The 22,361-nt window shown below is 60.7% G+C and carries 24 protein-coding genes and 1 pseudogene; 10 read left to right on the top strand and 15 right to left on the bottom strand.

What is annotated here, in order from left to right; translation table 11 throughout:
• Positions 1–25 precede the first annotated feature (25 nt).
• Together KGA96_RS23115 and KGA96_RS23110 are read left to right on the top strand one after the other, a co-directional pair.
• On the top strand, positions 26–355 hold the full coding sequence (locus tag KGA96_RS23115) for a hypothetical protein (RefSeq protein ID WP_046040326.1): 330 nt from the start codon (positions 26–28) through the stop codon (positions 353–355).
• A 123-nt stretch (positions 356–478) separates the two neighbouring features.
• Positions 479–895 (top strand): organic hydroperoxide resistance protein, encoded by a 417-nt coding sequence (locus KGA96_RS23110; protein WP_046040328.1) that lies wholly within the window; start codon positions 479–481, stop codon positions 893–895.
• Positions 896–1,012: 117 nt separating this feature from the next.
• Here the strand turns inward: KGA96_RS23110 and KGA96_RS23105 are convergent, their stop codons facing one another.
• The 3 genes from KGA96_RS23105 to KGA96_RS23095 form a co-directional block, all read right to left on the bottom strand.
• Positions 1,013–1,522: a copper chaperone PCu(A)C gene (locus KGA96_RS23105; RefSeq protein ID WP_046040329.1), complete on the bottom strand. Its 510-nt coding sequence runs from the start codon at positions 1,520–1,522 to the stop codon at positions 1,013–1,015.
• 1 nt (position 1,523) lies between these two features.
• Positions 1,524–2,129 (bottom strand): SCO family protein, encoded by a 606-nt coding sequence (locus KGA96_RS23100; RefSeq protein ID WP_046040331.1) that lies wholly within the window; start codon positions 2,127–2,129, stop codon positions 1,524–1,526.
• 227 nt (positions 2,130–2,356) lie between these two features.
• The gene (locus KGA96_RS23095) at positions 2,357–4,039 is read right to left on the bottom strand and encodes a sigma-54-dependent Fis family transcriptional regulator (protein ID WP_046040332.1); all 1,683 of its coding nucleotides are present in this window, start codon (positions 4,037–4,039) and stop codon (positions 2,357–2,359) included.
• 378 nt (positions 4,040–4,417) lie between these two features.
• Here KGA96_RS23095 and KGA96_RS23090 point away from each other — a divergent pair, with 378 nt between their 5' ends.
• The 7 genes from KGA96_RS23090 (at position 4,418) to KGA96_RS23060 (ending at position 10,152) form a co-directional block, all read left to right on the top strand.
• Complete coding sequence (locus KGA96_RS23090; RefSeq protein ID WP_046040333.1) at positions 4,418–4,693, top strand: phenol hydroxylase subunit; 276 nt, start codon at positions 4,418–4,420, stop codon at positions 4,691–4,693.
• Between the two features lie 17 nt (positions 4,694–4,710).
• The gene (locus KGA96_RS23085) at positions 4,711–5,706 is read left to right on the top strand and encodes an aromatic/alkene monooxygenase hydroxylase subunit beta (RefSeq protein ID WP_046040335.1); all 996 of its coding nucleotides are present in this window, start codon (positions 4,711–4,713) and stop codon (positions 5,704–5,706) included.
• Positions 5,703–5,975, top strand: a complete 273-nt coding sequence (locus KGA96_RS23080) for an MmoB/DmpM family protein (RefSeq protein ID WP_223464972.1) — start codon at positions 5,703–5,705, stop codon at positions 5,973–5,975. The genes KGA96_RS23085 and KGA96_RS23080 overlap by 4 nt, the downstream gene beginning before the upstream one ends.
• Positions 5,976–6,028: 53 nt before the next feature.
• Positions 6,029–7,576: an aromatic/alkene/methane monooxygenase hydroxylase/oxygenase subunit alpha gene (locus tag KGA96_RS23075; protein WP_046040337.1), complete on the top strand. Its 1,548-nt coding sequence runs from the start codon at positions 6,029–6,031 to the stop codon at positions 7,574–7,576.
• Between the two features lie 131 nt (positions 7,577–7,707).
• Complete coding sequence (locus KGA96_RS23070; protein ID WP_046040338.1) at positions 7,708–8,067, top strand: phenol hydroxylase subunit P4; 360 nt, start codon at positions 7,708–7,710, stop codon at positions 8,065–8,067.
• 10 nt (positions 8,068–8,077) lie between these two features.
• Entirely contained in the window at positions 8,078–9,139 is a 1,062-nt protein-coding gene (locus KGA96_RS23065; RefSeq protein WP_046040339.1) for an NADH:ubiquinone reductase (Na(+)-transporting) subunit F, read from the top strand.
• 101 nt (positions 9,140–9,240) lie between these two features.
• On the top strand, positions 9,241–10,152 hold the full coding sequence (locus KGA96_RS23060; RefSeq protein ID WP_080925304.1) for a transporter: 912 nt from the start codon (positions 9,241–9,243) through the stop codon (positions 10,150–10,152).
• A 59-nt stretch (positions 10,153–10,211) separates the two neighbouring features.
• Here KGA96_RS23060 and KGA96_RS23055 read toward each other — a convergent pair whose 3' ends face one another.
• From KGA96_RS23055 to KGA96_RS23040, 4 genes and pseudogenes are all read right to left on the bottom strand, one after another.
• Positions 10,212–11,096, bottom strand: a complete 885-nt coding sequence (locus tag KGA96_RS23055) for a ChaN family lipoprotein (RefSeq protein WP_223515076.1) — start codon at positions 11,094–11,096, stop codon at positions 10,212–10,214.
• A 52-nt stretch (positions 11,097–11,148) separates the two neighbouring features.
• Entirely contained in the window at positions 11,149–11,916 is a 768-nt protein-coding gene (locus KGA96_RS23050; protein ID WP_223515074.1) for a heme ABC transporter ATP-binding protein, read from the bottom strand.
• Entirely contained in the window at positions 11,916–12,899 is a 984-nt protein-coding gene (locus KGA96_RS23045; RefSeq protein ID WP_185754776.1) for a FecCD family ABC transporter permease, read from the bottom strand. Before KGA96_RS23045 ends, KGA96_RS23050 begins: the two co-directional genes overlap by 1 nt.
• A gap of 149 nt (positions 12,900–13,048) precedes the next feature.
• Positions 13,049–13,183: pseudogene (locus KGA96_RS23040) on the bottom strand (hemin-degrading factor); the annotation flags it as partial.
• Between the two features lie 138 nt (positions 13,184–13,321).
• On the opposite strand from KGA96_RS23040, the gene metE reads away from it, so the two are divergent.
• Complete coding sequence (gene metE, locus KGA96_RS23035; protein ID WP_223515071.1) at positions 13,322–15,610, top strand: 5-methyltetrahydropteroyltriglutamate--homocysteine S-methyltransferase; 2,289 nt, start codon at positions 13,322–13,324, stop codon at positions 15,608–15,610.
• Between the two features lie 139 nt (positions 15,611–15,749).
• On the opposite strand, the gene KGA96_RS23030 is transcribed toward metE, so the two are convergent.
• The 8 genes from KGA96_RS23030 to KGA96_RS22995 form a co-directional block, all read right to left on the bottom strand.
• Entirely contained in the window at positions 15,750–16,421 is a 672-nt protein-coding gene (locus KGA96_RS23030) for a class I SAM-dependent methyltransferase (protein ID WP_223464984.1), read from the bottom strand.
• Between the two features lie 94 nt (positions 16,422–16,515).
• Positions 16,516–16,734 (bottom strand): DUF4287 domain-containing protein, encoded by a 219-nt coding sequence (locus tag KGA96_RS23025; protein ID WP_046040348.1) that lies wholly within the window; start codon positions 16,732–16,734, stop codon positions 16,516–16,518.
• Between the two features lie 110 nt (positions 16,735–16,844).
• Positions 16,845–17,366, bottom strand: coding sequence for a cytochrome C (locus KGA96_RS23020; protein ID WP_223464988.1), 522 nt, complete (start codon positions 17,364–17,366; stop codon positions 16,845–16,847).
• Positions 17,367–17,465: 99 nt separating this feature from the next.
• A complete protein-coding gene (locus tag KGA96_RS23015) occupies positions 17,466–17,987 on the bottom strand; it encodes a methylamine dehydrogenase light chain (RefSeq protein ID WP_008050506.1) in 522 nt (173 codons plus the stop codon).
• Positions 17,988–18,005: 18 nt separating this feature from the next.
• Positions 18,006–18,632, bottom strand: a complete 627-nt coding sequence (gene mauD, locus KGA96_RS23010) for a methylamine dehydrogenase accessory protein MauD (protein ID WP_223515069.1) — start codon at positions 18,630–18,632, stop codon at positions 18,006–18,008.
• Between the two features lie 5 nt (positions 18,633–18,637).
• The gene (locus KGA96_RS23005) at positions 18,638–19,177 is read right to left on the bottom strand and encodes a MauE/DoxX family redox-associated membrane protein (protein WP_223464990.1); all 540 of its coding nucleotides are present in this window, start codon (positions 19,175–19,177) and stop codon (positions 18,638–18,640) included.
• An 11-nt stretch (positions 19,178–19,188) separates the two neighbouring features.
• Positions 19,189–20,337, bottom strand: a complete 1,149-nt coding sequence (locus tag KGA96_RS23000; RefSeq protein ID WP_223515066.1) for an amine dehydrogenase large subunit — start codon at positions 20,335–20,337, stop codon at positions 19,189–19,191.
• A 383-nt stretch (positions 20,338–20,720) separates the two neighbouring features.
• Positions 20,721–22,193, bottom strand: a complete 1,473-nt coding sequence (locus KGA96_RS22995) for an ATP-binding protein (RefSeq protein WP_223515063.1) — start codon at positions 22,191–22,193, stop codon at positions 20,721–20,723.
• Between the last annotated feature and the right edge of the window lie 168 nt (positions 22,194–22,361).

Genomic DNA, 22,361 nt, shown 5'->3' with positions numbered 1-22,361 from the left:
TTTTCAATTGGTTAGATAGGTCGAAATGCGCAAGATATGGATCGCATTAATCCCGCTAATAGTTGCGGGCATAGCTAACTCGGCTCAAGCAAAAGAACTTGCCGCCAATGATCAGTACATGTGCAGTTGGGGTGCAGGCACCGCTGCAAGGGCACAGGAACTCAAGCTTTCAGGTGTTTCCTTGTATGCCGCCCGGCAGAAAATCCAGGTCTACAAGTTCGCCAAAAGCTGGATGCGCATGATGGCTCTTGGCATTACAGAGCAAACTTATGACAGTCCGTCGCGATTCAAACCGACTGCTGTGCGCCAGAGCTTTTATGAGGACTGCGTCAGGTACAAGTTGGCGCGTAAATAAAGAAGAAGCGGGCGCCGGTCGGATCGACCGCGGTGTGGGGCTGTGGCGTCTATATTGATTGACCATCCCAGCGACCCGATGGGGTGCAAAACCGGTTTCTTACAACTCAATCAGGAGGTCACCATGAGCCAGATCGATAAAGTGTTGTACACCGCCCAAACCCACACCACCGGCGGGCGTGACGGCGCGTCCCGCAGCTCCGACGGAATCCTCGACGTGAAGCTGTCGTCGCCGGGTGCGGGCGGTGGCGGTACTAACCCCGAGCAACTGTTCGCTGCCGGGTGGTCAGCCTGTTTCATCGGCGCCATGCAGGTTGCAGCCAGGGAAATGAAAGTGGCGCTGCCCAAGGATGTGGCCGTCGATGCCGAGGTTGATTTGGGCACCAATGAAGGCGGCTACCTGCTGCAGGCACGGCTCAATGTCAGCCTGCCAGGGCTGGACCGTGAAACCGCACAGAAAATCGTCGACACTGGGCACCAGTATTGCCCGTACTCGAAAGCCACGCGCAACAACATCAACGTGGTGCTCAAGCTCGTTTGAGTTGACATGAAAAGGTCTTGATCAAAAAAAGATCGCAGCCTGCGGCGGCTCCTACACCGATTTCATAGGAGCTGCCGCAGGCTGCGATCTTTTTGGTGTTGCGATACTACGAGAAAATCAATTCATCTTGCTGTGGTCATGCATCATCTTGCTGTGGTCCATGGTGCCAATCGCCTTGGCAACGGCTTCAACCTGAATCGACTCTTTCTCGCCCTTGGCGTTTTCGACGGTCAGGGTCAGCGGTACCTTGTCGCCTTCCTTGATCTGACCTGTGAGATTCATCAGCATGATGTGATAGCCGTTGGGATCGAAGCTCACCGGCTTGCCGGCCGGCAGCGCAACGGACTGCACCTGCTGCATTTTCATCACGTCGTCTTTCATGCTCATTTCATGAATCTGCACCAGCTTGGCAGCCGGCGTTTGCACGCTCAGCAGTTTGCTGTCGCTGCTCGCGGTGACGGTCATGAAGGCACCGCTCGACGGCTGGCCGGCCACGGTGGCGCGGACCCAGGCGTCGTCGACCTCGGTTTGTGCCGACACTTGAAAGGCCAGGCCGACCAGGGACAAGCCCAACGCCAGTTGCTTGCAGCGTTGTGCGAAACGGTTTTTAGCCTGCGGGGCATTCATTTCAGCAAACCTCCATCACGGTGAGCAGGTCTTCTGCGCACTCTTGGGCCGTCAGGGACGTGGACAGTCCCAGGCGCAGAGTGCCCCGGGAGTCGAAGACATAGCTGGTCGCGGTATGGGAGAGTGTATAGGTATCGCCGCTCGGCACTTTTTCAAAGAACACGCCAAATTCCTTGGCGGTGGTGGCGGTTTCTTCCAGGGTGCCGTACAGCGCTTCGAAACTCGGGTCGAAGGCTTTCACGTATTTATCGATCATCTCTGGCGTGTCGCGCTCAGGGTCCAGGGTGATGAAGATCACCTGCAGCCTTTCGCCGTCGCGACCCATCAGTTTCTTGGCTTGGGCCGCACGGGCCAGTGTGGTGGGGCACACGGCCGGGCACTGGGTGAAACCGAAGAACACCATCGGCATCAGGCCGCGATAGCTGCCCAGCATCCGGGTTTCGCCCTGAGCGTTCTTGAGCTTGAAGTTACGCCCCATGATCTTGTCGCTGAGGTCTTTGCCGTACTTGAACGACAGCTTGCTGCTGTCGTCGCAACCGGCGAGCAGGCCCAGGCTCAACAGGCCCATGCCTTGCAGGACGGTTCGGCGGGTATACAAAGTACTCATGGAAAAAAGCATCCTGTTGAACAGGCTGAAATGACAGCGTGATGACTGTACAGACGAAAAAATCGCGGGGATGTTAACAAACTGTGCCGGTGCGCGGGGCTGGATTAGACGATTGGACCGGGGGGTGGGGCGTAATGACGCAGGTGCGGCATTGGAACAACCGGCATTGAGCAAATGATCACTACCGGCTGTCAGGATTGTTCAAATGAACAATCCTGGAGCAGGGATCAGGTCGGGGACTTTTTCAAGCGGTAGGCCAGCGCGGGGCGGGTGATGCCGAGCAGGCGAGCTGCTTCCGACACGTTCTGCTGGCTGCGCTCCATGGCGGCGTGAATCAGCGCGTCTTCGACCGAGTCCAGTGGCATGCCACTGTCGATGATCTTGTCGACCCAGCCCGTGTTATCGCTCGGTGTCGCCTTGACCAGGCGCCCGTCGCTGGCCAGCCCGATGCTTTCGGCCAGTTGCGGTGAATGGGGGAACAGCGCATCAACGGTGATGCTCTGGTTCTCGTCGGTGATGATCACGCCGCGTTCCATCAGGTTTTCCAGCTCACGGATATTACCGGGCCAGTCGTAATGCAGGCATACCTCCAGCGCTCGGTCAGACAGGCCCAGGGTTTTTTTCCTGTAGCTGGCATGGAGTTTTTCCAGGAAGTGTTCGATCAGCAGCGGGATGTCCTCGCGACGTTCGCGCAAGGCCGGGATACGTACCGGAAACACGTTCAGGCGATAGAACAAGTCTGCCCTGAATCGGCCTTGGCGGACCGCGTTTTCAAGGTCTTCATGGGTCGCGGTGATGACCCGTACATTGACCTGACGAGTCTGTGAGTCGCCGACGCGCTCCAGTTCTTCCTCCTGCAATACGCGCAGCAGCGAGGCTTGGGCACGCGGTGTCAACTCGACAATCTCATCGAGAAACAACGAGCCTCCATTGGCCCGTTCGAAGCGGCCCATGCGCGACTGCTGCGCCCCGGTGTAGGCGCCTTTTTCCACGCCGAACAACTCGGCTTCGATCAGGTCTGGCGGGATGGCTGCGCAGTTCAGCGCGATGAAAGGGCCGCCAGCGCGCTCGCTGCGCAAATGCAGGCTACGGGCGATGACTTCCTTGCCAACTCCGGTCTCACCCAATAGCAGCACCGAGGCCTTGCCCAGGGCCACTTTGTCGATCAATGCGCATGTTTTGCGGTACACCGCCGACTGGCCGATGCCGTAGAACTTGCCGGCTTCGATCTGCAAGCGCTGGCGCATATTGGCCACCTGCACCTGCAGTGCCTGCAGCTCATCGATGATTGGATCGCTCTGGAAGTAGCGCATGATTTCTTCGGCATCCTCCCATTGCTCAGCGGGTTTGCCGATGATCCGGCATTGCTCTCCGCCGCATCCCCGGCAACTGACCTCCTTGTAGATGATCTGGCGACCGAGGAAAAACGAGCTGTAGCTGATGGCATAGCCGAGCAGCATCCAGCACACCGGCTGGTCGGAATGCAGGTTTTCCGTTTGGCAGTTTTCGACCTCGAAGGAGTCCTGCCACTCGATGTCGGCATAGAACTGGCCATTCTCCAGGTCGATATCTATTTCCTGGGGGCGGACGTTGACCATTCCCTTGAGCGAGTGCAGTTGCGGGCCGGTGAAGAACATCTCCACATCACTGCCATGTGGCCGAAGTTTGCGTGCCAGTTCCGCATCCTTGAGTCCGGACTGGTAGCCCAGGCGCATAAAAAAGCCCTTGGCCCGTTCGACGCCGAGCATCTCGATCAGCTCGCGTCTGCATGAGGCCATCATCGAAACCTGGATCAACAGCATGCGTTGCTCATCCAGCCAGATCTTGCCTTCGCTGCCGAGAAAGCGCACCTGGTCGGTCAGGTCCTTGAGCGACGGCGGGTGCTGCGAGGCCTTGTACTTGGTGATCATTCAGTGCGCCCCTGATTGTAGTTATTTGGGGTGGAGATGCTTTTCCGCTCAGGCAATGGCGGTTTTTTTTCGCATCGTAACGACCGGAATTTCTTGGGCAAGGCAGGTCGGTTTTTCTTTTTCTAAGCGGCCTGAAAGTACATCAAAAGTCAATCTCCGCACGATTGGTCATTTGCTCGAAGGGGTTGGCAAGGTTTGAGCAAATGATCAAATCGTTGGTACGACTGCTTGCTCCCGACAGTGCTCATGAACCTTCGCATCTCTCTTTTATTTTTCATAAGACGTTGTTTTAAAGGGTATTTAAATCTTTGTTCGAGTGGATTTCCACCGCTGGCACCCTTGTTGCTCCATACCCGGAACAACAAGGGAGACCCGAGCATGAACCAACCTGCCAATACCTTCGACCAGATGCCGCGCTACATCCGTGTACGCAGCATGCCGGGCGATGCCTTTGTCGAATTCGATTTCGCCATTGGCTATCCCGAGCTGTTCGTTGAACTCGTGTTGCCGCATCAGGCGTTCAAGCAGTTCTGCGAAAACCACCGGGTCCAGCACATGGACGCGCAGATGGCCGAAGCCCTCGATGCCGATGCGCGCAAGTGGCGCTACGGCGAAACCCGAGATGCCGAATCCGACCAACCCCCCCAACAATAATTACAGGAGTCCACTCCATGAGTGTCGAGATCAAGACGACGACCGTCGAGACGATCCGCAACACGTTCAGCCACACTCGTCGCCGGTTTGGCGACAAGGTTGCCAGCCGTTACCAGGAAGCCAGTTTCGACCTGGAGTCAGCGACCAATTTCCATTATCGGCCGCTATGGCAACCGGACAAGCTGCTCAACGATGCCACACGTACCGCGGTGGTCATGGCTGACTGGTACGCCGTCAGCGACCCGCGCCAGTATTACTACGGCGCCTACGTCCAGGCCCGGGCCAGGATGCAGGAAAACGCCGAGCACGATTACGCGTTTTGCGAGAAGCGCGACATGCTTGCCGGCCTCTCGGCGACCAATGCCCAACTGATCAGCCGGCTGCTGTTGCCACTGCGCCACGCCGAGATGGGCGCCAACATGAACAACAGCAACATCGCGGCCGACGGTTTTGGCACCAGCGTGACGCAGATGCACATGTTCCAGGCCATGGATCGCTTGGGCATTGCGCAATACCTGTCGCGCATCGGCCTGATGCTCGATGACGGCGATGTCCTTCTCCTGGCTCAAGCCCGGCAGCAGTGGCTGGACGATCCCGCGTGGCAGGGCGTGCGCCGCTACGTCGAGGACACGCTGGTGGTGCGCGACTGGTTCGAGTTGACCGTGGCGCAAAACCTGGTCAGCGATGGCCTGGTATACCCGCTGCTGTTCCACAAGCTCGACGAACAACTGTCAGCCAATGGCGCAGGCCAGGTCGGCATGTTGACCGAGTTCATGCGCCTGTGGTTTGCCGAAAGCCAGCGCTGGGTCGATGCCCTGCTCAAGACCGTGGTCAACGAAAGCACCACCAACAAGGCCCTCGTTCAAGGCTGGATCGACCACTGGAGCCAGCGTTCGGTCGATGCACTCCAGCTGCTGGCTGGCCTGGGGATCGATGAGTCCGCACTGGATGCCGTGTGCAGCGAGTTCAACGCCCGCCTGAAGAAGCTCGGCCTGACAGGAGCCTGCGTATGACTTCCTTCGTGTACATGAACCTGCAGGACACCGACTACGCGCGCTCGATCGTCGAAGCCATCGTCCAGGACAACCCGAATGCCGCGATTGAGCATCAGCCATCGATGATCCGCATCGAAGCCCAGGGTCGACTGGAAATCCATCGCGAAACGGTCGAAGCGCTCACTGGCAGCCCCTGGGATATCCAGGAAATGCTGATGTACGTGATCACCCTTGGCGGCAACGTCGTGGAAGAGGACGACAGCTTCTCCCTGTACTGGAACAACTGATTGCCGGTTTCAAGCCAGGGTTTGATCCATAACAAGAATTCGGGAGTGCCATCATGGCCGTGAAAAAACGCCTCAATGCCAAAGAAAAATACCGCTGCATGACCCGTGACCTGGATTGGGAGCCCAGCTACCAGACACACGAGGATATTTACCCTCATGAGCGCTTTGAGGGGATCAAGATCACCGACTGGGACAAGTGGGAAGATCCGTTCCGCCTGACCATGGACACCTACTGGAAATACCAGGCCGAGAAAGAGAAAAAACTCTACGCGATCTTCGACGCGTTCTCGCAAAACAACGGCCATACCACACTGTCGGATGCCCGTTACGTCAATGCCCTGAAACTCTTTCTCTCGGGTGTCACGCCGCTGGAGTACCAGGCCTATCAAGGTTTCGCCCGGGTCGGCAGGCAGTTCAGCGGTGCCGGCGCGCGGATCGCCTGCCAGATGCAGGCCATCGATGAATTGCGTCACGTGCAGACGCAGATTCACGCCATGAGCCATTACAACAAACACTTCAACGGCCTGCATGATTTCGCCCATATGCATGATCGCGTGTGGTTCCTCTCGGTACCCAAGTCGTTCTTCGAGGATGCGCGCACGGCCGGCCCATTCGAGTTTCTTACGGCCATCTCGTTCTCGTTCGAATACGTGCTGACCAACCTGTTGTTCGTTCCCTTCATGTCGGGTGCTGCGTTCAACGGTGATATGGCCACGGTGACGTTTGGCTTCTCCGCACAGTCCGACGAAGCCCGGCACATGACCCTGGGCCTGGAAGTGATCAAGTTCCTGCTGGAGCAGCACGAAGACAACGTGCCGATTATCCAGCGCTGGATCGACAAGTGGTTCTGGCGCGGTTACCGCTTGCTGACGCTGGTGGGGATGATGATGGACTACATGCTGCCCAATAAAGTCATGTCCTGGTCCGAAGCCTGGGGCGTGTATTTCGAAGAGGCCGGCGGTGCGCTGTTCAAGGACCTTGAGCGCTACGGCATTCGTCCGCCCAAGCATGTTGAAGAGGCCAATATCGCCAAGGACCACGTCAGCCATCAGGCCTGGTCAATTTTCTACCAGTACAGCCAGGCGACCAACTTCCACACCTGGATGCCGACCGACGAGGAACTGGACTGGCTCTCGGAGAAGTACCCGGACACCTTCGACAAAATCTATCGGCCACGATTCGAACACTGGCGTGCCCTGCAGGAAAAGGGCGAGCGGTTTTACAACCCGACGCTGCCGATGCTCTGCCAGATCTGCCAGATCCCGCTGTCGTTCGGCGAACCGGATGACCAGACCACCCTCAGTCATCGCAGCGCCGAGCATGAAGGCGAGCGTTATCACTTCTGCTCCCAGGGTTGCTGCGACATTTTCGAGTACGAGCCGACCAAGTACATCCAGGCCTGGCTACCGGTGCATCAGATCCTGCAAGGCAACTGTGGTGGCGCGGATGTCGAGTCGGTGGTGCGTGACTACTACAACATCAATCCCGGCCAGGACAACTTCGAATATTTGGGCTCCGCCGAACATCGACGCTGGCAGGACTGGCATCCGAACGATCGCAATAGCGCTCCCGTTGACCCGGACCTGCAAAAGACCGGTTGACCCTGCGTATCACTGTGGGAGCGAGCTTGCTCGCGATGAGTCCATGACATTCACCGCTTGAGTGTCTGTTGCACCGCGTTCGCGAGCAGGCTCGCTCCCACATTCCAACTGACAACAATAAGGAAACGATCATGCCCGTGACTGCCATTGGCGCCTATGAGGCCCAACCCCTGGACCGCCAGGAAAATTTCCATGGCCTGCAACTGGTGTACCTGTGCTGGGAAAAACACCTGATGTTCTGTGCCCCGTTTACTTTTCCACTGCCCCCGGCGATGCCGTTCAGCGACTTCATCGAGCAGGTGGTCAAACCGTCGATTGCCTCCCACCCGGATGCGGCGCGGGTCGACTTCAGCCGTGCGCTATGGCGCCTCAACGATCAGCCGTTCTCTCCGGTCTACGGAGACAGCCTGGTTGCCAACGGCATCGACCATAAGAGCCTGCTACACCTCGACACCCCTGGCTTGAACGGCATTGCCGGCAGCTTCAATTGAGGACTCGGTGATGAGCTACCAAGTAACCATCGAACCCACTGGCGAACAGATCGAAGTGGAAGAGGGCCAGACGATTCTTCAGGCCGCGCTGCGACAGGGTGTCTGGTTGCCATTCGCCTGCGGCCATGGCACGTGCGCCACCTGCAAGGTCCAGGTGCTGGAGGGCGAAGCGGACCTTGGCGCGGCCTCGTCCTTTGCGCTGATGGACATGGAACGCGACGAGGGCAAGGTGCTGGCGTGCTGTGCGATTCCGCAAAGCGACATGGTGATCGAGGCTGACATCGATGCAGACCCGGACTTCCTCGGGCACCCCATCGAGGACTTCCATGCGGTGGTCAGTGCACTGGTGGATCTGTCGCCCACCATCAAGGGCGTGCATCTTAAACTCGATCGGCCGATGGCGTTCCAGGCCGGTCAATACATCAACCTGCAGTTACCCGGGATCGAGGGCACGCGAGCGTTTTCGCTGGCCAACCCGCCCAGCCGCGCCGATGAAGTCGAATTGCATGTGCGGCGGGTCGAGGGCGGAGTGGTCACCGGCAAGATCCACGATGACTTGAAGGTCGGCGACGCGGTGGAACTGTCCGGGCCCTATGGGCAGTTCTTCGTCCGTTCCTCGCAGGGGGGAGATTTGATCTTCATCGCCGGCGGCTCCGGTCTGTCGAGCCCGCAGTCGATGATCATCGACCTGCTTGAGGCGGGGGATATCCGCCAGATCGTGCTGTTCCAGGGGGCGCGCAATCGGGCGGAGTTGTACAACCGCGAGCTGTTCGAAGTGCTGGCGCGAGAGCACGCCAACTTCACCTATGTGCCAGCGCTCAGCCAGGCGGTCGAGGATAGCGAATGGGCAGGGTTCAAGGGGTACGTGCATGACGCTGCAAAACAGCATTTCGACGGTCGTTTCAGCGGTCGCAAGGCTTATCTGTGCGGACCACCAGTGATGATCGATTCCGCTATTACCTGCCTGATGCAAGGGCGGCTGTTTGAGCGCGACATCTTTATGGAGCGTTTTTACAGCGCCGCCGATGGCTCCGGTGAGAACACACGCTCGGCGTTATTCAAACGCATCTGAGTTTCACCGTCTCCGGGTTGCAAAAAATGCCGGACGCAGCAGATCGTCTTGACGATCGGCTGCGCCTGGCTGCCTATAAAAATAACAAAAGGTCCTCGATCATGAATGCTGTATTCAGAGCCACACGTGCAAACACCTTGTGCCATATCGGATTGAGTTTGCTGGCGATTGCCAGTACCGGGGTTCAGGCCACGGAGAACGGAGGTTCATCCTATCCGATGGGGGCGGAGAACTACATGTCCGGGGCGATGCCGCCGCCAGGTCTGTATTCACAGTTTTTTGTCGGTCACTACGAGGCGGATTCTTTGCGCGGCAATCACGGGGAGAAGCTCCCCGTGGATTTCAGTGTACGGGCCGACTCGATTGCGCCACGCCTGATCTGGGTGACCGATCAGAAAATACTCGGCGGCAACCTGGCCGTGCACGCCTTGGTGCCGCTGGTTGACCTCAAGGTGGAAGTCAACGGTCAGTCGCAAAGCAAGCAGGGCCTGGGCGACATCATCTTCGGGCCAGCGCTGGGTTTTCATCACAGCGAAAAGCTGCACAGTATTCTGGCACTGGATTTCATCGCACCTTCGGGTCGCTACGACCGTGGTGACCAGGCGAACATCGGTCGCAATTATTGGGTGATCGAGCCCGTGCTGGCGGTGTCGTATATCGATCCGAACGGACTCAACGTCGACGCCAAAATGATGTACGACTTCAACCTGCGCAATGATGCCACGGATTATCGTTCCGGCCAGGAAGCGCATGTTGACTACGCCCTGGGCTGGGGCCTTGGTAACGGTTGGGTGGTCGGAGTCGGTGGTTATGTGCTGTACCAGACCACGGATGACCGGCAGAACGGTGAGCGTATAGAGGACAACAAGGGGCGGGCGCTGGCAATTGGTCCGTCCGTGAAATACACCAGCAACTCGGGGTGGTTTCTCACGGCCAAATGGGAACAGGAGACCGAGGTGCGCAATCGGGCCGAGGGCAATGCCTATCGGCTGAAGCTGACCGTTCCTTTCTGAATGACGGTGCTCCGGTAAGGATCGGGCCTTGCACACTCGCAGGGCCCGTTCGATTCCGGTTAACGACGCAGCTTCGCGCAATGATCCTGTTGCGGTTGCGCGGCGGTGTACCAGACATAATCCGCACTTTCGACGGTCACGGTCTTGCCTGCTTCGGCCAGGATCAACACCGCATTCCCTTCACCGGCACTGAGGTCCTTCAGGTGCAGCGGCACGCCTAGATCCTTGCGCACGTGGAAGGCACCGGCCAGCAGCAGTGCAGGCGTCGGCGCAGCGATCAGGCGCTCGGCCATGCGCCGGTCACGTTGCTGCTGCACGGCGAGCATGGCCGGCATCTGCGCTTCGGGCAGCAGGCCGCAATGGGATTCGCGGATGTCGTCCAGCAAGGTCGCCTGCACCTGTTGGGTGGTGGACGCTTGCCCCGTGAGTACCGGGCGCTGTTTGTAGATCTGCATGATCTGCGCGCGGTCCAGGTTCGCCGCCAGCAGCGGATACGGCTGCCTTAGCGCATAGGTGACAAGTGCGCCATAAACACTCCAGTCCCAATTGGCCTGCCAGGCCAGCGCCTTGAACGCATCGGCCGGTGGCTGGCCCGCGCGGGTCGCGGCCTGCGCGGCATCGACCCTGGCCTGCTGATCGGGGTTGAGCATTTCCATCAGCAGGCTGCCCTGGGCCCGTTGTACCGCCAGTTCGCGCAGCAGCCACAATTGCAGGGCGTGGTGGTCCGGGTTGTCGTGTTGTTCACCGACCAATACCCGAGGCACAACGGCCAGGCGTTCGACCAGTTCTTGCGGTGTCAGCGTACGGCCCGTGGCGAGTTCACGGATGACCCCAAGGTCGGTGTGATCACGCCCTTGCGGAGTGATCGGCGCCGGCAGTGGTGTGACCTGATGGGTTTGGCAGGCAGCCAACAGGCTGAATGCACAGAGCAACAGAAAGCGCATCGGTTTTCCTTATTGGACAGGTGCCCCCTCGATGACAGAGGAGGGGGCGGCATCAGCGCGCGATGATCAACGGGTGGCCGCGCTCCGGGTGTTGCTGAATCAGCACCTCCAGCCCATACACCGCCGCCAGCGCTTCGGCGGTCAGCACCTCTGCCGGTGGGCCGTAGGCGTGGGGCAGGCCCTGTTGCAACAACAGTAGTTGATCGCAGTAACGTGCGGCCAGGTTGAGGTCGTGCAGGATCACCAGCACCGCGGCGCCGCGCTCGGCGAAATCACGCACGGCTTGCAAAATGGTGTGCTGGTGCAGCGGATCGAGCATTGACGTCGGTTCATCGAGCAGCAGGGTTTGCCCTTTGGCACCGGGCCAGAGCTGAGCGAGCACCCGCGCCAGATGCACGCGCTGGCGTTCACCGCCGGACAGGGCCAGGTAGCTGCGTCCGGCAAGATGAAGCGCATCGGCGGCTTTGAGCGCCTCGGCGACGATTTCGGCATCGCGCGCGCGGCCGCTGGCGTGGGGCAAGCGACCCATGCCGACGACTTCATTGACCGAAAACGCAAAGTTCAGGCTCGAACTCTGCGGCAGCACGGCCAGGCGTTTGGCCCGTTCCTGACCCGGCCAGTCGGCGAGTGGACGCTCGTCGAGGCTGACCCTGCCTTCGCTGGTCGCCAGGTCGCCGCATAAAGCGGCGAGCAGGGTGCTTTTGCCAGCGCCGTTCGGCCCCAGCACACCCAGCACTTCACCAGGGCGCAACTCGATATCGATGTTCGCCAGTACCGTGCGCTTGCCACGACGTACCAGCAAGTTGTTTGCCCGCAGCATCAGGAACGCCCTCGCACCAACAGATATAGAAAGAACGGAGCGCCGATCAGCGCAGTCACGATGCCGATGGGCAACTCGGCCGGCGCCAACAGCAGGCGCGCCGCCAGATCGGCCAGCAACAGCAGACTGGCACCGGCCAGCAACGAGGCGGGCAGCAACACCCGGTGATCCGGGCCGACCAGCAGGCGCATCAGATGCGGCACCACCAGGCCGATAAAGCCGATCAGGCCGGCTGCCGCGACGGCCGCGCCGACGCCGAGCGCCGTGCACAGCACCAGCTCAAGCTTGATCCGCTCGATGTCGAAGCCCAGGTGACGGGCCTCCGACTCACCCAGCAGCAATGCATTGAGCGCCGCCGCCCGGCGGGGCAACCACAACGCCACGCCCAGGGTGACGATCAGCAACGGCCACAAGCGCGGGTAGCTGGCGCCGTTGAGGCTACCCAGGTTCCAGAACGTCAGGGTGCGCAAAGTGGCGTCGTCGGCCAGGTAGGTGAACAGACCGACCCCGGCACCGGCCATGGCCGTCATCGCCACACCCGCCAAGAGCATGGTGGCAACGTCGGTTTGCCCGTTGCGGCGACCAAAACGATACACCACCGCCGTGACGATCAAGCCACCGGCGAAGGCGCTGACCGACAGCAGGTAGGGTTCGATCGCCGGCGGCAAGCCACCGAGCAGGCTGCCGCCGACGATGGCAAGGGCGGCACCGAGCGCCGCACCACCCGAGACGCCGACAAGACCTGGGTCCGCCAAGGGATTGCGGAACAACCCCTGCATTGCCACGCCGGACAACGCCAGTACCGAACCGACGGCGATGCCGAGCAAGCTGCGCGGCAGGCGAATCTGCCCGAGGATCAACTCCGCCTGCTGCGTGTCGCCACCTTCCAGCGGCAACCCCAGCAGTCGCATCCCGGCCAGCAAGGTATCGCCCAGCGGCAGGCTGACCGGCCCAAGGGCCAGGGACAGCCAGAAAACCAGCACCAGCAATAACAGCAAAAAGATCAACGTCGGACGCGGCCGAAAAATGGCCGTCATTGGCTGATCTCGGCGGCCTGCGCTGTGGTGTCCGGGTAGGACGTCGTGGCACAGGCCAGCAGTGTCTTGATACGCATCGGGACTATTCCTTAGTCGATCAGAGGGGGGCGGGCATCGAAACCTTCGTAGCGGGTGATGATGCCATCGACGCCCGGCTTACGCACACGCCACGGTTCGGTCACGCCAGTGGTTTTCAGGTGCAGGTTGAACATCGGGGCGAGTGCGCTGAATCAGGTGTCCATCCAGTGCAGGCTGTGCAGTGTCATCGATCATGAGAAGAACTTGTGATCATCAAGATTAAAATGAGTTTGTCTCACTCGTTGGCACTGTCGACAATGGCCCCATTGAACGCATTGGAGTTATTTGACATGGCTGTGGCCCATTCCCTTGGATTTCCACGCATTGGTCGCGACCGCGAACTAAAAAAGGCTCAAGAGGCGTTCTGGAAGGGCGAGCTCGACGAAGCCGGTCTGCGCGCTGTGGGCCGCGACCTGCGCAAGACCCACTGGGATTTGCAGAAAAAGGCCGGCATCGATCTGCTGCCCGTCGGTGACTTCGCCTGGTACGACCAGGTCCTGACTCACTCGTTGATGTTCGGTGTGATCCCGGAGCGGTTACGCCCGCACGATGGCAAGGCCAGCCTGCAAACCTTGTTCGGCATGGCGCGTGGTGTCAGCGACAGTTGCTGCGGCGGCGCGCATGCCCAGGAAATGACCAAGTGGTTCGACACCAACTATCACTACCTCGTCCCTGAATTCAGCGCCGATCAGCAGTTCCAGCTCGGCTGGGACCAGTTGTTCGAAGAGGTCGAAGAAGCCCGCGCATTGGGGCACAACGTCAAGCCGGTGATCATCGGCCCGCTGACTTACCTGTGGCTGGGCAAGGCCAAGGGCGCCGAATTCGACAAGCTGGAGCTGCTGGATCGTCTGTTGCCGCTGTACGGCCAGATCTTCCAGCGCCTGGCGGCACAGGGCGTCGAGTGGGTGCAAATCGACGAGCCGATCCTGGTACTCGACCTGCCACAGGACTGGAAAAACGCCTTTGAGCGGGCCTACAACCTGATTCAGCGTGACCCGTTGAAGAAGCTGGTCGCCACTTACTTCGGTGGGCTGGAAGAGAACCTGGGCCTGGCCGCCAACCTGCCGGTGGACGGCCTGCACATCGATCTGGTTCGCGCACCTGAGCAGTACCCGACCATCCTCGATCGCCTGCCAGCCTACAAAGTGCTGTCGCTGGGCGTGGTCAACGGCCGTAACGTCTGGCGCTGCGATCTGGAAAACGCTTTGGCCACCTTGCAGCACGCACAAGAACGTCTGGGTGATCGCCTGTGGGTCGCGCCATCCTGCTCGCTGCTGCACAGCCCGGTTGACCTGGGGCGTGAAGACAAGCTCGATGCCGAACTGAAAAGCTGGCTGGCGTTTGCCGTGCAGAAGTGTGAAGAAGTCGCGGTGCTGGCTCAGGCAGTCAACGAGCCGGAAGCGCCTAGGGTGCTTGAAGCGCTGACTCAAAGCCGCGCCGTGCAGGCCAGCCGTGCTGCCTCGCCGCGCATCCACAAACCGGCCGTACAGGCGCGTGTTGCCGCCATCACCGCCCAGGACAGCCAGCGTCATTCGCCGTTTGCCCAGCGCATCGAGAAACAGCGCGCCGGCCTGAACCTGCCGCCGTTTCCGACCACCACCATCGGTTCGTTCCCGCAAACCGCGTCCATCCGCCTGGCTCGTCAGTCGTTCAAGCAAGGCAAACTGACCGAAGCCGAATACACCGAAGCCATGCACAGCGAGATCCGTCACGCCGTGCAAGTGCAGGAACGCCTGGGCCTGGACGTGCTGGTGCACGGTGAAGCCGAGCGCAACGACATGGTCGAATACTTCGCCGAGCAACTCGACGGCTACGTGCTCACCCGTTTCGGCTGGGTCCAGAGCTACGGTTCGCGCTGCGTGAAACCGGCGGTGATATACGGTGACCTGAGTCGTCCGAAAGCCATGACCGTGGAGTGGATCCGCTATGCCCAAGGCCTCACCGACAAGGTGATGAAGGGCATGTTGACCGGTCCCGTGACCATGCTGATGTGGTCGTTCCCGCGCGAAGACGTGAGCCGCGAAGTGCAGGCCCGTCAACTGGCGTTGGCGATCCGTGATGAAGTGGTGGACCTGGAAACCGCCGGGATCAAGATCGTGCAGATCGACGAGGCCGCGTTCCGTGAAGGCCTGCCGTTGCGTCAGGCGCAGTGGCAGCACTACCTGGACTGGGCGACCGAAGTGTTTCGCCTGTGCGCCTCCGGCGTGCGTGACGAAACCCAGATCCATACCCACATGTGCTACAGCGAATTCAACGATGTGATCGAGTCCATCGCCGCCATGGATGCCGACGTGATCACCATCGAAACCTCGCGCTCGGACATGGAGCTGCTGGACGCGTTCGAAGCCTTCGCCTACCCGAACGAAATCGGCCCGGGCGTGTATGACATCCACTCGCCACGGGTGCCGGACTCCTCGGAAATGGCCAACCTGCTGCGCAAGGCCGCCAAGCGTATTCCCGCCGACCGCCTGTGGGTCAATCCGGACTGCGGCCTCAAGACCCGCGGCTGGCCGGAAACCGAAGCGGCGCTGGTGCACATGGTCAACGCTGCGCGCCACCTGCGTAAAGAATGGGCCTGACGCTTTACTGGATGCACCAGTGAAACCTGTGGGAGCGAGCTTGCTCGCGATGACGGAATGACAGCCAGCGATGCAGTGACGGCCAGACCGCTATCGTCGGAACGCCGCCCGGAGCAAGCTTCCAAAGGATTTGCATCACTCAGCGGCGCGGCTCTGCCACCAACAGCAATGACTGTGGCACGGAGCTTTGCGGGTGCTGTGGCTCTTGCAAGCCGGCCAGCACAAAACCCGCCATGTCCAGCGCGTTCAGCCAACTGGACAGGGTGCGGAAATACCACGGCATGGGCTGCCACTGTCCCTTGAAGCCTGCGAAGGTCTCTTCCCGCCAACCATCCTGATAATCACCCGCCGCAGCCGCCCACGGGTGCAGCGTCTGGATCACCAGCGCGCCACCCGGGGCGAGCAGGGTGTTCATGGCGGCGAGCAGGGGGATGATGTCCTGGTGCAGCAGGGCGAAGTTGGCGCAGATCAGGTTGTAGTCGCGGCCGATGTCGACTTTCGCGTCTGCCAACTGTTCATAGCTCGCCAAATGCACCGGCGCAGCGCCCGCCGCCCGCGCCGCCGCCACCAGCGTCCCATCGCCATCCACGCCGACCGCCTCGATACCCCGGTCTGCCAGCGCACGCAACAACCAGCCTTCGCCGCATCCCAGGTCGAGCGCACGCTCGGGCTGGCGACCCAGCACCGCCATCAGGATGGCCTGGTCGGTGACCTTTTGGCGGCTTTCGATGGTGCCGCTGCGGATGGCGTCGATCCAGGCCCGGGCGTTGTGGTGCCAACTGTCGAGGAGGGTGGATTCGGGGGCTGACATGGTCGATGTCCGGCGTGATGGGTTGGATGAAAGGATAGGGCAACAGAAGATTTACGGTGGAGCCGGTTTACCCGGCTCCGCCGACTGCGCATGGCTAGGCGCTTTTAGTGGCTGCCAGATGGTAGGCAACCAGCGCATTGGCGTGACCATGACCCATGCCGTGTTCGGCTTTGAGCCAGGCCACCAGTTCCATGTGTTTCTTGTCGCTGACGGTCTTGAGCAGGTCCAGCCAGTGGCTGATCGGCTGCCCGTACTTTTTTTCAATGGACGGAAAGTACGAAGCCGGTCCTTTGGTTTTTGTCTCTTCGGTCACGATGCAAACTCCCTTTTCGATTTTCCAGGTTCGAAAACAGCACCGTTACGTTACTTATTTGCCGTCAACGCGTCCATCGTCCAGATAGTCGAACCTGGAGCATGTCGATCTCAGTCATTCATCCCGTCATCGATCGCGATGCCCTGGGCACGCATGGCCTTGATCAACTCGCTACGGGTGCCGGGCAGGTTGAGCATGGTCTTGGCGCGCAACGCCGTGACTTCTTCGGCGGTGTAGGGCTGATAGTCGACCGGCAGGCTATTGCCAGCCATGCCGTCTTCACGCATCAGCCAGTTGAGCAAGTCCGCCAGTTGCGCGTTGTTCAGCGCCGACTGCGACATGCCCGGCACCCGCACGAGGAATTCGCGGCCGCCCGGGACTTTCAGGAAATTGCCGACAAAGCCTTTCATCCGTGGCGTGTCGTTGGCGGCGGAACCGCTGCCGTCGCCCAGGTGGCAACCGGCGCATTGCAGCTGGTAGTTCACGCCGACGCTGTAACCGGCCTGAGCAATCGGGGTTTGCAGTGATTCATTGCCCGGCGCGTGATGCTGGTTCGGGGTGGGAATGGCCCGGGCATAGGCGAGCGGGGCGCCAAGGGCGCAGATGAGACCGAGGAGTAGCAACTTGCGCATGACTGAGCACCTTTTGCTTGTTGCGGGCGAAAGTTAAAAAACAACCGGACAAAATAAAAAAGCCGCCGATTGCGCGAACAACCGGCGGAAAGCGCGTTTTTAAACGGCGACGCCGCGGATGACCGAAACGGTGCAGTGATAGATGTGCGATTTGGCGGCCAGGCACCAGTTCACATCGTTGTTGTTGAACGGGCGGTAGGCCGGTTCTTCACTGTCGTTACGGGTGCAGGCGCACTGGGCGCAGCTTTGCTTACCGCAGCAGTCGTTGTACGAAATGATGTAGTCCTTGCCGTCGGCCGGGTTGCGGCAGGTGCCGATCCAGGTCACTTGCGAGGCTTCGGTGCCCGGTGGGCAGGACGTCACCGACCCGCCGCAGCAGCTGCACAGAAAGCCGTCGATGGAGCAGTAGCGCCAGTAGTCGCAGCTGTTCGGATCACCCGGGTCGCCGGCCTGTGCAGGCTCCGCGGCCAGGGCCTTGCTGGTGCGATCCAGCGGCAACAGCAGGGGCAGGGCGGCACCGGCCACCATCAGCGAACCCATGCGGGCCAGCAGTTTGCGGCGCGACGTGGTGTCGGCGACACGGCGGGACGAACGCTCAAACAACAGATCCAGCAGTTTCATAAAGGTCTCCCTGCCTTATCAGTGGCTATGGCCGTGGCTGTGGTCGTGATCGTGGGTGTGCGGTTGGGCATTGAGGTACTGCTGCAGCGTGGCGTGCTTCAGGTGCTCGACTTCGAACAGGCTGTCCAGGTGCTCGCGGGAGTTGACCAGGCCTTTGGCGCGCAGGGTGCCGGCCTTGTCGATCAGCGCGGCGTACGGCAGCTTGCCGATCTGGTAGGTCATGCCCACTTCCGGGCCGACCACGTAGGTGGCGTCTTCGAGTTTGTGTTCGCGGATCAGCGCTTGCTGGGCGTCCATGTCGCCGTCGCTGACGAACACCACGTCGAGGGTACCGGCCTGTTCCTTGGCGATGGATTTGATCGCCGGCAGCAGCGACTTGCAGATCGGGCAGGTCGGCGAGAGGAAGAACAGCAGTTGCGATTTCTCGCCGGCATAACCGAAGTTCACCGGACGACCGTGACGGTCGCTGGCGGTGACTTGCGGCGCGGGTTCATTGACCGCCACGCCTTTGTCGACCATCAACGCGCCGGCCGGCGCCAGGCGACCGTGCAGCACGCCAATCTGCCGCACCAGGCCCATGACGACAAACGCCACAGCCACCAGCAGCACCCAGAGCAGAACGTTGGAAACAATCAAGCCTTCCATTTCGATTACCTACCAATCAATTTGAGCAGAAGAGGGGAATTCGCCAGCAAGCCATCGGCCGCGGCGTAGATGAGCAGCGCGACCGCAGCGGCGGCCAGGGTCACGAAGCCATCGAACAGGTTCAGGTCGCGGGCAACCGGCGCCACGCTGGCGACCAGCGCCAGAGCCACCAGTGCGCTGTTGCGCAGCAGCAGTATCGGGCGCAGTGGCTGCGCCTGGTCGGGACCGGCGCAACCGCAATCGATGTCCGCACGACCGCGCCATAGGTTGATGCCGATGGCGGCGGCGTACAGCGCCAACAGGCTGGCGGCGCTCAACGAGGCATAACCACGGCTGACCGGCACCAGCAGGGCAAAGGCGATGGCCAGTTCCAGCAACGGCACCAACCGTGCCGTCGGGCGCACCAGCGCCTCGGGCAGCAGTTGATAGTCCGCCAGCTGCCGGGCGAAGCGGGCCGGCGCGCGCAACTTGTGGGTCGCGGCGCTGGCCAGCAACACCGCGATGGCGACGGCGCTGGCAATGATGAAGATCGGATCTGTGTGCATGGCCGAACCTCTTAGTAGCTCAGGACTTGAGTCGCGGTTTTGGCGACTTTCGGCATGCTGCCGGTGAGCTTGTTGGTCTTCAGATCGAAAATCTGCAAACCGCCTTCCACGTCGGCGCCGAGCAACAGCGGCTTGTCGTCGCCAGTGGCCTGCATGCTCCACACCGGAACCGGGGCCTCCAGGGTCGCCACTTTCTTGTGGGTCTTGAGGTCAAACGCCCAGATCAGCGGGCTAGGGTCTTCCCACTTCATCGCTTCGTGGGCGTCGTGCATCAGCACGTACAAGCGGTCCAGCTTCGGTGCCACGGCCATCAACTGCCAGCCACCCGGCGCCCAACCGGCTTTCTTTTCCTCGTCGGAAACCAGTGACCAGGACGGCAGGACCTTCGGCGCGTCGCCGGCGAAATCCACTGGGTGTACGGTGCCGGTCGTGGTGGTGAAGTAGTAGGTGTCGCCGACGTTGACCGCGCGCTCTACCAGTTTTTCTGCGTTCGGATCAAAGAACGGCGTGCGGCTGCGCGCGGTTTCCTGGCCCTGATCGTTGAGGGTCACCACCTGCAGGCTGCCGTCACCGCACAGCGAGGCGAAGCGGCGGTTGCCGACCGGGTAGTTGAGCACGCAACCGGGGATGGCGATTTCCGTGGCAACGGCCTTGGCCTGGGTATCGACCACGGTCACCGACGTCGACGGGGTGAAGTTGTAGACGTAGACGAACTTGTCGTCGCCGCTCGGCTTGAGCGAGTAACGCTGGGTCAGCGATTCGGCGCGCCTGTTCGGAATCAGTACTTCCCAGGCCGGCGACAGGGTCGAGCTGTCCCAGGCGGTGAGCACGTCGGTGCGGGTGCCACGGGTGCCGCGCGAATACCAGATGTCCGCACTGTAGAGGGTCTTCTTGTCGTGACTGAGGGTCGACGGCGCAGCAAAACCGGTCGGCACCATGCCGAGGATGCGCTTCTGGTCCGGGTCGACCACGGTCACGCGGCCAGCCACGAAGCTGTCGAACTCGACGTCGATGACAAACGCGCGGTGAGCTTCGGGTGGAAACGCCAGAACGGTCTGGCCAATCGTACCGGCGGGCAAGTCCGCGCGGGCACTGTTCAAACCGAGTACAAGCAGGCTCAGGCCTAGCGCTGACTGTACGGAGATCCTGTTTGTTCGCATAAGGGGAACTTCCTGAATTGTTGGTAACGCGGATCGCGGGTGCTTTGGCAGATTTTTACCCTTTGATTCTGCCGTGCCCCGCGATCGGGAGAATTGCCCTGCCTGCCAAGTGTTTGTGTGTCTGTGCCAGTGTCATGAAACTGGCTGCACAAGCTGATAAGGCGGGGGGTTGACTGGAATGAGAGGGAGAAGGATGTAGGCGAATTTGTGGCGAGGGGGCTTGCCCCCGTTCGGTGGCGAAGCCGCCGCAAATTCAGGCGATTCGGTCTGTCTGTAGGATCGTTGGGGGCCGCTTCGCGACCCAGCGGGGGCAAGCCCCCTCGCCACAGGGGTTGTGTAAGGCCACAGGGTTTGTGTAGATCAGGCCACAGGACTTGTGTGCTTCAGGCGAGGGGCAGGGAGAAGCTGAACACCGCGCCGCACGGCTCGAGGTTTTGCGCCCAGATATCGCCACGGTGGCGGCCGATGATGTTCTTGCACAGCGCCAGGCCGATGCCGTTGCCGCTGACCTTGGACGAGAAGAAACCGTCGAACAGTTTCTCTTGCGCCTGGGCCTGGATGCCGCGCCCGCAGTCCTCGATGCGCACCAGGGCCACATCGTTCTCTCGGCTGGCATGGATGCGCAGCAATCGACGTTCAGTAGGCAGGTCAGCCATTTCTTCAATGGCGTTGAAGGCCAGGTTGAGGATCACCTGACCGATCAGCACCTTCTCGCAACTCACCCGCAGCGGTTCGGGCGCGGTGACGATTTCCACGCGCACCAGGCTCGGATCGGCCCGCAGGCTGATGAAGTAGCGGGTTTCGCGCAACAGCTCATTGAGGTCGACCAGTTCTTCGGTCTGCTCCAGCTTGACCACGTAATCGCGCACACTCTTGATGATCACCGAGGCGTGCTCAATCTGCCGCACGGCGCTCTGCAAACCCCAGGCGACGCCTTGATCGGTTTCGCCGGCGTTGCCCAGGCGAATCACCGCGCCTTCAATAAAGTTGCGAGTCGCCGCCAATGGCTGGCTCAACTCGTGGGCGATGGCCACGGCCATTTCACCCATGGCGTTGTAGCGCGCCAGGTATTCGATTTTCTGCTCGCTGACCCGCCGCGCCTCTTCGGCCAGCACTTGCTCGGTGACGTCGCGGAACAACAGCAGATGGCCGACCAGATCGTCCTCGATCTCGATGTAGCGGCAGGTTGCGTCATGCCAGCGCCACTCGCCATCGCGGCGCTGCACCCTGTAATGCACGTTGAACGGCGCGTGCTTCGGTCTCTCATGGGCAAGCTGTTGCAGCAGGCGCTGGCCGGATGCGTCGTCGCACCAGGCCAGGAAGTTCTTGCCCATCAGCTTGTGCACTTCGCTGTTGAGCAGGTGCGCGCCGGAGTCACTGATAAAAACGATGTCGCCCTCGGGGCCGAGCACCGCCACGCCTTCGGCCAGGTCCTGCATGAACGCCGTGAGTCGGCTTTCGAACCGCTTGAGGTCGCGCTTGACCTTGTCCTCCTTGGAAATGTCGCGGAACTGCACCATCAACACATCGCGACCGTCCAGGTGCACCAGGGTCGCCACCGCCTCGGACAGAATCTCCACCCCTTGCTTGGAGCGATAGCACCACTCGATGGCCCGTTGCCCGGTGCGCGCGGCACCTTCCAGCCAGCGCAAACCCACCGAGCGCCGGTACTTCGGTGCGTCGCGGGTCATGTCCGGGGCCTTGAGCGGCGTCAGTTCTTCCAGGGTAAAGCCCAGTGCGGCCAAGGCAGCGGCGTTGGCCCAGAGAATTTCCTTGGTGTGCGCGTCATGAAGAATGATGCACAGCGGCATGGCTTCGATCAGCGCATAAAAGTCGTTCGGTTTTGGCTGGTACATCGCACGGCCCCTGGCGGCAGAGATTTGCAGTATGGCGTTTTATACCTGCTCGCACAGCGGGATGCGCTCAGAGGTAACCGGTGGGGGTCTAGGGGTTTTCTTTAGCGAGGGGGCTGCACGCACCAATAGTTGTGCCGGGACGCGGTTTTTACACTGGACCTCAATGCA

Origin of the sequence: Pseudomonas sp. GL-R-26 (genome assembly GCF_019947365.1) — a bacterium.
Classification (GTDB): Bacteria; Pseudomonadota; Gammaproteobacteria; order Pseudomonadales; family Pseudomonadaceae; genus Aquipseudomonas.
This window is presented reverse-complemented; position numbering and strand designations above follow the sequence as displayed.

Bases quoted from the DNA above. Each gene is read 5' to 3' on its own strand.
- KGA96_RS23090 (WP_046040333.1), top strand. From the start codon at position 4,418: ATGAACCAACCTGCCAATACCTTCGACCAGATGCCGCGCTACATCCGT.
- KGA96_RS23050 (WP_223515074.1), bottom strand. From the start codon at position 11,916: ATGCTGCGGGCAAACAACTTGCTGGTACGTCGTGGCAAGCGCACGGTA.
- KGA96_RS23095 (WP_046040332.1), bottom strand. From the start codon at position 4,039: ATGATCACCAAGTACAAGGCCTCGCAGCACCCGCCGTCGCTCAAGGAC.
- KGA96_RS23030 (WP_223464984.1), bottom strand. From the start codon at position 16,421: ATGTCAGCCCCCGAATCCACCCTCCTCGACAGTTGGCACCACAACGCC.
- KGA96_RS23100 (WP_046040331.1), bottom strand. From the start codon at position 2,129: ATGAGTACTTTGTATACCCGCCGAACCGTCCTGCAAGGCATGGGCCTG.
- KGA96_RS23065 (WP_046040339.1), top strand. From the start codon at position 8,078: ATGAGCTACCAAGTAACCATCGAACCCACTGGCGAACAGATCGAAGTG.
- KGA96_RS23115 (WP_046040326.1), top strand. From the start codon at position 26: ATGCGCAAGATATGGATCGCATTAATCCCGCTAATAGTTGCGGGCATA.
- KGA96_RS23015 (WP_008050506.1), bottom strand. From the start codon at position 17,987: ATGAAACTGCTGGATCTGTTGTTTGAGCGTTCGTCCCGCCGTGTCGCC.
- KGA96_RS22995 (WP_223515063.1), bottom strand. From the start codon at position 22,193: ATGTACCAGCCAAAACCGAACGACTTTTATGCGCTGATCGAAGCCATG.
- KGA96_RS23085 (WP_046040335.1), top strand. From the start codon at position 4,711: ATGAGTGTCGAGATCAAGACGACGACCGTCGAGACGATCCGCAACACG.
- KGA96_RS23070 (WP_046040338.1), top strand. From the start codon at position 7,708: ATGCCCGTGACTGCCATTGGCGCCTATGAGGCCCAACCCCTGGACCGC.
- KGA96_RS23000 (WP_223515066.1), bottom strand. From the start codon at position 20,337: ATGCGAACAAACAGGATCTCCGTACAGTCAGCGCTAGGCCTGAGCCTG.
- KGA96_RS23005 (WP_223464990.1), bottom strand. From the start codon at position 19,177: ATGCACACAGATCCGATCTTCATCATTGCCAGCGCCGTCGCCATCGCG.
- mauD (WP_223515069.1), bottom strand. From the start codon at position 18,632: ATGGAAGGCTTGATTGTTTCCAACGTTCTGCTCTGGGTGCTGCTGGTG.
- KGA96_RS23055 (WP_223515076.1), bottom strand. From the start codon at position 11,096: ATGCGCTTTCTGTTGCTCTGTGCATTCAGCCTGTTGGCTGCCTGCCAA.
- KGA96_RS23075 (WP_046040337.1), top strand. From the start codon at position 6,029: ATGGCCGTGAAAAAACGCCTCAATGCCAAAGAAAAATACCGCTGCATG.
- KGA96_RS23110 (WP_046040328.1), top strand. From the start codon at position 479: ATGAGCCAGATCGATAAAGTGTTGTACACCGCCCAAACCCACACCACC.
- KGA96_RS23060 (WP_080925304.1), top strand. From the start codon at position 9,241: ATGAATGCTGTATTCAGAGCCACACGTGCAAACACCTTGTGCCATATC.
- KGA96_RS23080 (WP_223464972.1), top strand. From the start codon at position 5,703: ATGACTTCCTTCGTGTACATGAACCTGCAGGACACCGACTACGCGCGC.
- KGA96_RS23020 (WP_223464988.1), bottom strand. From the start codon at position 17,366: ATGCGCAAGTTGCTACTCCTCGGTCTCATCTGCGCCCTTGGCGCCCCG.
- KGA96_RS23105 (WP_046040329.1), bottom strand. From the start codon at position 1,522: ATGAATGCCCCGCAGGCTAAAAACCGTTTCGCACAACGCTGCAAGCAA.
- metE (WP_223515071.1), top strand. From the start codon at position 13,322: ATGGCTGTGGCCCATTCCCTTGGATTTCCACGCATTGGTCGCGACCGC.